The organism is Streptomyces hoynatensis (assembly GCF_003626535.1).
Classification (GTDB): domain Bacteria; phylum Actinomycetota; class Actinomycetes; order Streptomycetales; family Streptomycetaceae; genus Streptomyces; species Streptomyces hoynatensis.
The window spans coordinates 22,581-30,717 of the sequence record NZ_RBAL01000036.1 but is presented as its reverse complement, the minus strand read 5'-3'; the positions used below and the strand labels follow the sequence as shown (position 1 = coordinate 30,717).

General features: G+C 72.9%; 4 protein-coding genes. 1 reads left to right on the top strand and 3 read right to left on the bottom strand.

Going from position 1 to position 8,137, the window contains the following annotated elements; translation table 11 throughout:
* Positions 1–626: 626 nt before the first annotated feature.
* A complete protein-coding gene (locus D7294_RS30915; protein WP_147450965.1) occupies positions 627–2,708 on the bottom strand; it encodes an insecticidal delta-endotoxin Cry8Ea1 family protein in 2,082 nt (693 codons plus the stop codon).
* 253 nt (positions 2,709–2,961) lie between these two features.
* Positions 2,962–3,915: an RNA polymerase sigma factor SigJ gene (gene sigJ, locus D7294_RS30910; RefSeq protein ID WP_120685136.1), complete on the bottom strand. Its 954-nt coding sequence runs from the start codon at positions 3,913–3,915 to the stop codon at positions 2,962–2,964.
* Positions 3,916–4,065: 150 nt separating this feature from the next.
* Here sigJ and D7294_RS30905 point away from each other — a divergent pair, with 150 nt between their 5' ends.
* On the top strand, positions 4,066–5,217 hold the full coding sequence (locus D7294_RS30905) for an LUD domain-containing protein (RefSeq protein ID WP_120685135.1): 1,152 nt from the start codon (positions 4,066–4,068) through the stop codon (positions 5,215–5,217).
* A gap of 275 nt (positions 5,218–5,492) precedes the next feature.
* Here D7294_RS30905 and D7294_RS30900 read toward each other — a convergent pair whose 3' ends face one another.
* Positions 5,493–7,694 (bottom strand): AfsR/SARP family transcriptional regulator, encoded by a 2,202-nt coding sequence (locus D7294_RS30900; RefSeq protein ID WP_120685134.1) that lies wholly within the window; start codon positions 7,692–7,694, stop codon positions 5,493–5,495.
* Positions 7,695–8,137 lie beyond the last annotated feature (443 nt).

Below are 8,137 nucleotides of genomic sequence, written 5' to 3'. Positions count from 1 at the left end.
CCAGCGCCGAGAGCCCCGAAAACACCATTGACACAAGGGAGTCCACATCCTGCACATGACGTCAACGACGCCCGTCGCCTACCGTCACCACCGACTACGGAACAGAGCCGGCTCGACTTACAGTCCCAGGTGTCCTGGCAGCCGGGTCTGTCAGGCTTCCCCGTCGTGACGGTGAGCTCGCACCAGCCCGCCTGTCAGTCGAGTTTTCTGCGGGACAGCCAACGTCAGAGAGGGAACGACGCTTCCACCGTCACCTGACGACCAGAAAACCGCAGGTCACAAGCGGGTCCCATCTGTATGGCGCCCTGCCCAGGACTCGAACCTGGGCATCCGCACATTGGACAGGGTCGGTTTCTCGACGAGTCAACGGCCCCCTGTGGGCAGTTCCAGCACCGTCGTCAGCGGACGGATCCGTGGGGCATCGGGTGCAGTCCCCCCTCGGACACTCCCAAAGACCCCAGTTGACCTGGGGTTTTTCTGTTGCCTGGGCTCTTTTCAGGCCCCTCGTGGCCAACCGCGCGGACAACGCACGTGCCCCTGCTCCGTCGGGCCGCGGCCGTGGACGACGGGGTTCCCGCCCGCGTCGGGCATCGCCGGGGTACGTGCCGGCGCGGGAGTCGCGGCGGTCAGCTCCGGAGGGCGATGCCGTCGAGCCGGGCCGCGGCGGGTGAGGAGAGGGAGAGGCGGGGCGCGGGCGAGGGCGCGTTGAGGGTGAAGCGCAGGGAGTCGCCCGGGGCGAGCGCCTGGCCGGAGGACCGCGGCCGGACGGTGACGTGAGTGCCCCGCTCCTCGGCCCTGGCCGATTCGACCACGACGGCGTCGTCCTCCGCGGTGGTGAAGGCGGCGCCGGCCTCGGTGGGCAGGAAGAACTCCAGCGTCCACCCGTCGAAGGTGCTCCCCTCCTCCGGGTTCTCCAGGGCCAGGGTCAGTCCGGCGTCGCCGGGGTCCTCGGCGGACTGGACGAGGACGGGGCGGAGGGCGGGGCGTGTGGCGCGGATGTCGGCGACGGGGCCACGGGTGGGAACGGGGAGGAGCACCCAGGCCGTTGCCTCCTCGCTCTCGCTGGTGGTGACGGTGGAGCCGGCCGCGCTCAGCCGCGCCGCGGGGGCGGCGGCGTGGGCGGCCAGCCGATGCGTGCCGTCCTCGGCGGTGTGGACGGCCCAGCGGGTCGTTGCGGTCGCCTCTTCCTTGGTGGCGAGGGTGACGGCCTCGCCGTCGCGGACCGCGAGTACCCGGCCGTTGTAGGCGTTGACCAGATGCCAGGTGTGCTCGCCCGCCTCCTGGAGCTGCCAGACCTGGCTGTCGGAGCCGTTGACCTCGCGCAGGGCGACGGGGACGGGCTCGGCGGCGCTGTAGCGGGCCAGGTCGAGGGCCTGGCCGTCGGGGTGGGACAGGACGGTGTAGAAGGCGTTCGCCCGCGGAGGCTCCTGCGCGGGCGGCTTCATGTACTTCTCCGTCGGCTGGAAGCCGAACAGCACGCCGGAAATGCGGTCCTGGAACCTGTGTGAGACGACGCGGACATCGCACAGCTCCCAGCCGGGATCACACTCGACTCTTTGGCTGAGCGCGCCGTAGACACCCCCGTGGTAGCCCGCCCAATCCCAGCCGCCCGCCTCCTTCTTGTAGAACCAGAACACGGAGATCGCCCCGTATGTGTCCCACGAGGGCGGATAGGACACCTGAACGGCCCGGATGCTGTACGCCCCGACGCTGGCGCTGTTCTCCCAGGCGTCCGGCCAGCCCTGCATCTCGCTCTTGCCGTCGTGCAGTTGCCGGATTCCCCTGATGCAGGCATTGGTGGTCGTCCAGACGCGGACCTCCTGCAGCTTGCCCGGATCGGTCTTCTTGACATAGGGGATGTTCTCGCTCTCCCATGCCTTGTACCCGCTGTCGCCGTATTCGGTGGCCCAGGGCCCCATGTAGACCACGTGCTGCCGGAGAACGGACGTGGCCTTCTTGTCCGGGTCACCGAGTACGGGCCAGTAGAACTTCGCATACTCGATGGCGGAGATATGCATTTCGCACTGGTAGCCGACCTTGTCCTTCACCTTCTTCACGCCCGCCTCGTAGGTGTCGAAGACGTACTGCGCGTACTTCCCGTTCTTTCCGCCGCCGGAACCGACCGCCACCTCCTGCAGTTCCTTGCGCATCAGCTCGACGTCCTTGCTCTCGAAACCGAGCTTGACCGCGTTGTGGATGCCGTCCCGCAGGAGGCAGATGTGGAGATTGCCCATCTGCGCGAACAACGGCAGCGTCAGGTGGCCGTAGTCCTTGTCGGTGAAGTATTCGTAGTCGTGGAGAATGGCGGATCGGGCGCTGTCGAATGCGGTTCTCGCCGACTGCGCACTGCCGTGCGCCGCCCTGTCCGCATAGTCGGCCCACAGGGACTTGATGCCGGCCAGCTGGACGTGGACGATCTTGTCCCAGAATTTTGTGAGCTCCTCGGAGACGACCCGCTTGACCCGGTCCTCGATGAGCTTCCACACGGCGTCGGGGTCGGCCTTTTTCGGCCACAGGGAGTCGAGGATGAACTTCACGATGCCGCCGGCGACCCCTCCGACGACGGGAATCAGCCCGGCAATTCCGACCAGCGCCCCCTTCACCAGCTCCTGCTCCCCGCTTCCCCCCATGAGATCCAGCGGGCCGGAGGGACGCAGGAAGGTGTCGGGCACGGCCAAGCCGGCATATGTCGGGTCGTACGATGTCACGGATGCTCCCCGGGAAGAAGAGAAAGTTCATGCGCGGCCTGAACGCACGAGGGCGAGTGGGCAGCATATGGATTCCGGCGTTGCGGGGCTTGCGGGCGCGCTCATCCGTCATTGACGTCACCCACATCGGCTCCGCCCGGCCGAGATGCGTCCCGGCCGGGTTTTTCCGTGCGGCGGCGTCGCAGGTGGGGCTCGGCCCGGCCACCGGGAACTCCCTCGGTTCCCGGCGCCTCTTCCGCCGGACGCCCGCCGGTCAGGACGGGTGCCAGGGGCGGAGTTTGTCGGGGTTGCGTACCGCCCAGATGTGGGTGATCCGGTCGTCGTCGGCGACCTGGAACGCGAACACCGTCTCGATCCGGCCGCCGGACTCGATCACCAGGCCCGGCAGCCCGTTGACCGTGCGCTCGAGGATCGTCCGGGGCGCCGGGAAGCGGGCGATCGTCAGGTAGAGGCGGGCGATCTGCTCGGCGCCTTCGAGGGGCAGCGGGTGGGCAATGGCGCGGCCTCCGCCATCGGAGATCGCGGTGGCGCGCGGATCGAGCAGGCCGATCAGGGCGTCGATGTCCTGCGCCTCCCAGGCCGCCTTGAACCGCCGGACGACGCGCGCCTGCCGGTCCGCGTTCGGGCTCCCTGCGGCCCGCGCGGCGGCGACGCGGCGGCGGGCCGAGGAGGCCAGCTGACGGCAGGCCGCCGGGCTGCGGCCGACGATCTCGGCCACCTCGGCGAACGGGTAGCGGAAGACGTCGTGCAGCACGAACGCGACGCGCTCGGCCGGGGTCATCGACTCGAACACGACCAGGAAGGCCATGGTCACCGACTCGTCGAGGGTGATCCGGTCGGCCGGGTCCACGCCGGCGCCGCCCGCGGCCCCGGCGATCCACTCGGCCGCGTCGGGCAGCGGCTCGGGGACCCACTCGCCGACGTAGGACTCCCGCCGGGCGCGCGCGGAGCCGAGCAGGTTGAGGCAGATGCGGCCGGCCACCTTCGTCAGCCAGGCACCCGGGGACTCGATGGCCTCCTGCTCCGCCCGGGACATCGCGTACCAGCGGGTGTAGGTCTCCTGGACGGCGTCCTCCGCGTCGGCCAGGGAGCCGAGCAGCCGGTAGGCGAGGTTGAGCAGTTGCCGCCGCTCGCCCATGATCGTGCTCAGGCTGGGGTCCCGCGGCTCGGCTGCCCGCCGCTGTGCCCGTTCCGGCTGGGTGCTCATACGCTCTCCTGCTTCCTCGTTCGCGTGGCTCCTCCCCTACGACACCGCAGAGCGGCGGAATGTGAGGCCGGCGGCCACCTCACATTCGGCGGGGCTGTGTTGTCGGAGTGGTGAAGACGCGTCCACCGCTCAGGGAACAGGAAGCTCAGCATGAACGACCTCCGGAAGATCGCCGACCGCGTAGAGATCGAGGCACTGCGTGGCGAGTTCACCGACGCGGCGATGATGCGCGACCGCGCCCGCCTCGCCGCGCTGTTCACCGCCGACGGCGTTCTGCGCATGCCCAACGTGCCGGTCGAGTTCATCGGCCGCGAGGAGATCCAGGCCGGAGGCGAGCGCCTGCAGAGCCAGTGGGACTTCTTCGTGCAGAACAGCCATCCGGGCACGATCCGGATCGACGGGGACACCGCCACCGGCCGCACCTACGTACAGGAGGTCGCGCGCCTGCTGGACGGCCGCTCGGGCCTGAACTTCGCCATCTACCACGACACGTACCGGCGTACGCCGGAGGGATGGCGGTTCGCCGAGCGGGTCTACGAGGTCAGGTACCTCGACACGAGCCCGCTGAAGGGCTCGGCGCCCGGCCCCGGCGCTCAGGCGCCCGGCGATCAGGCTCCCGGCGCCGGCGAGGCGGGGGAGGCAGGTCGGGTGCCGGGCCCCGGCACGGACGGCGCCCCGGCCGCCCAGGCGGCCGAGGACTTCGCCGCGCCGGCGTCCGCCGAACGGCTGGAGCGGGCGATCGCGGCGCTGCGGGCGAACGGTTTCACCGCCGAACTGCTCGACGACGCCGCGGCGGCCCGCGCCCGCGTCAGGGATCTGATCCCGGAGGGCGCCAGCGTGTTCACCGGGGCCAGCGAGACGCTGCGGCTCTCCGGCATCGCGGAGGACATCGAGACGGGCGACCGGTACCAGGCCCTGAGGCCGCGCGTGCTGAGGATGGACCGCGCCACCGAGTTCGACCGGATCCGCCGGCTGGTGGCCACCCCCGATGTCTTCGTCGCCAGCGTCGCGGCCGTCACCGAGACCGGCTCCCTGGTCATCGCCTCGGGCAGCGGCAGCCAGCTGCCGGCCTCGGCCGGCGGCGCCGGGAGGGCGATCTGGGTGGTCGGGGCGCAGAAGGTGGTGCCCGACCTCGGCGCCGCGCTGCGCCGCGTCGAGGAGCACGCCCTCCCGCTGGAGAGCGTGCGTGCCCAGGCGGCCTACGGGCAGCCGAGCGCGGTCAACCGCCTGCTCGTCCTCAACGCCGAGCCGCAGCCGGGGCGCGGCACCGTTCTGCTGCTGCGCGAGGCCGTCGGATTCTGAGGGCCGGGTGGGGTGCGGCGGCAGCCCGGTGCCCGAGTCCGGGGGCCCAATCGCGGTCGGGGCCGGGCGGCGTCCGGGCCGCCGACGTCCCTCACGACCGTGGCCGGGGCGCACATCCGCGCCGGGCGGCCGGAGGCGCCCCCGTCGGCGAGGCCGCGGGGCCGGTGCCGAAGGCGAGCCGGAAGTGCTCGGGCGCCGGGTCGCCGTGGACGGGGCCCCACGTCGGGGGCTCCACGGCAAAGCCGGCGCGGCAACGGGCCGCGCGGGAACGCACCTCACCCGCCGGGCACTGCCGGCCCGCCCCCCGCAGCGACCGTCGTGGGGTGCCGGGTGGTGCGGGGGGTGGCGCGCTGCGCGGCGTGGTAGGTGTGGAGCGCCCAGGCCAGCCGGCGGGCGAAGGCGGACCGGCCGCTGCGCTGGGCGGCGTGCAACGCGGCGCGGAGCACGTCGTGTTCGGCCCGGAACCAGGCGAGCGCCTCCGCGGCGTCCGCGGGGCGGGCCGGCTCGCTGCCCGGTGCCGGCTCGCCGGGGTCGGACGGCAGGGGGTGGCCGCCGAGCAGCCGGTCGGCGCGGCAGGCGGAGAACAGCTGGTGGTCGGCGAGCCGCAGAAGCGCGGGTTCGCGGACGTGCGCGGGCAGTTGGGCGCCCCGCTCCGAGGCGTAGAGGCGGGTCAGGGCGTGCATCCGGAACCGGCCGGGAGCGTGCTCGGCGATCAGGTGGGCGGTCGTCAGCGACCGCAGCACTGCCCGGGTCTGCGACGGGGGCAGGCCGAGCAGCGCGGCGGCGGCCGGAAGGCCGGTGTCCGGGCCGGGGAGGAGTCCCAGCAGGGCGAACGCCCGCGCCTGTTCCACTCGCAGGACGCGGAGGGACGCGGCGAACACGATACGGAGGTGGGCGCCGATGTCCCCGGTGTCCAGGGCGTCCAGCCGCCCGTCCGCCTCGCGCAGTTCCTCGGCCAGCTCGGCCAGGGGGGTGCCCAGTGCGGCGGCGCGGGCGGCCAGGATGCCGATCGCCAGCGGGAGGCCCGCACAGTGGGCCAGCAGTTCGGCGGTGGCGGCCGGTTCTGCGGCGATGCGGGCGGCTCCGAGGTGGCGGGCGAACAGCTCGTGGCCCTCCGGTTCGGTCAGCACCTCCACTCCGAGCAGCCGGGCCCCGTGCCGGGTGGCCAGTCCGAGGAGCTGATTGCGGCTGGTCACCAGCACCGTGCCGTGGCGGCCGCCCGGGAGCAGCGGGGCGACCTGGGCGGTGTCCCTGGCGTTGTCCAGGAGGATCAGCATGTGCCGCCCCGCGGTCAGGCTGCGGTACCGGGCCGCCTGCGCGTCCGGGTCGGGCGGCACCGCCTCCGCCGCCATGCCCAGGGCCGTGAGGAAGCCGCGCAGCACCGCGGAGGGGCCGGCCGGCTCCGCGGTGGGGTGGAAGCCGCGGAGGTTCGCGTAGAGCTGGCCGTCGGGGAATCGGCGCCGGTTCCGGTGTGCCCAGCGCAGCGCAAGCCACGTCTTGCCGACGCCGCCTGCGCCGCCGAGCGCCGCGATTGCCGTCGCGCCGCGGTTCGATGCCAGCAGCTCGTCCAGCGTGGTCAGCTCCCGGTCCCGGCCGGTGAAGAACTCCGGTATCGGCGGCAGCTGGCGCGGCACCGCCGGCGCCTGCTCCGGGGCCGCCGCCGCGCCGGGCGCAGTGCCCTGCGGCGCCACAGGGGCGGATCGGGCGGCGGTGGCTGCTGCCGGGGCCGGGGTGGCGGCGGGCGCCGGAGGGGCGTGGAGTATCCGTTGGTGCAGCCGTTGCAGGTCCGCGCCGGGATCGGTGCCGAGTTCCTCGGCCAGCTGCCGCCTGAGCACGTGGTATTCCTCCAGTGCCTCCCCGGTGCGCCCGCTGCGGTGGAGGGCGAGCATCAGCTGCCCTGCGACCCGCTCGTCCAGGGGGTGGGCTCTTCGCCGTGCGCTGAGCCCTGGCAGCAGCTCGCCGTGCTTGCCCAACAGCAACTGCCGGTCGCTGAGGTCGAGTTCGGCCGCGAGCCGCTCCATGGCCAGGCTGTTGCGCAGGGCGTTGAACCAGGGCGTGTCGGGAACGCTGAGGGTTTCCGTGTGCCACAGCCCGAGGGCGTTCTCGAAGAGACCCGCTGCTCGCTCGGGGGTCCCGGCGGCCCGGGCCCGGGCGACAAGGCAGCGGAACCGGTGCAGGTCCACCGCCGATCTCTCCACCGACAGCAGGTAACCGCCGGCCCACCGGTCGATGCTGATGTCATCCGCCGCGGCGAGCGCCTGCCGCAGACGCGAGAGGTAGGAGTACAGCGACGCGAGTGCCTGCTGGGGGGCGCGGTCCCCCCACAGGCGGGTCACCAGTTCCCCCGGGGACACGGCGTGGTTCGCGTCCACCAGCAGCGCTGCCAGAACGTAGCGCTGCTTGGCGTGCCCGAGGTCCACCCGCCGCCCGTCGATCCGCGCCTCGACCGTGCCGAGCAGCCCGAACTCAGCCGTCATGGCGGCCTCCGCAGAGGCAGCGCCGGCTCCCCGCGGGGGCCGGCCTTGCGCACCGCCTCCGGGGGCGGGGCACCCGGGCCTCGCCGGCCTCGCCGAGAGCAGGTCTGATTTTCTCGCTGGTCACCGTTCCCCCGTCCCGCCGGACGTCGCCGGCCGATCGACTCGGACGGCGCGGCTCCGTGTCAGGAGCGAGTGTGTGAGGGACAGGAGACACCGGCAACGGAAGGGGGCCGTCCCGGACGGTTCGCCGGTGTCCGGCCTGGTCACGGCCTGGCCGGGCGGAGATCCGGACGGGCGGGCCGCCGCGGCCGGCCACCGGGGCGGGGCTCCCCGGGGGGCGATGGCCGTAAGTGCCCGCCGCCGGAGTGTGTGGCGGCGCGCGTCCCGGCTGCCGCCGGGAGTGCCGCCCTGCGGTCCACACGTCCGGCGGCTGCTCGACTCCG

Bases quoted from the DNA above. Each gene is read 5' to 3' on its own strand.
- D7294_RS30905 (WP_120685135.1), top strand. From the start codon at position 4,066: ATGAACGACCTCCGGAAGATCGCCGACCGCGTAGAGATCGAGGCACTG.
- D7294_RS30900 (WP_120685134.1), bottom strand. From the start codon at position 7,694: ATGACGGCTGAGTTCGGGCTGCTCGGCACGGTCGAGGCGCGGATCGAC.
- sigJ (WP_120685136.1), bottom strand. From the start codon at position 3,915: ATGAGCACCCAGCCGGAACGGGCACAGCGGCGGGCAGCCGAGCCGCGG.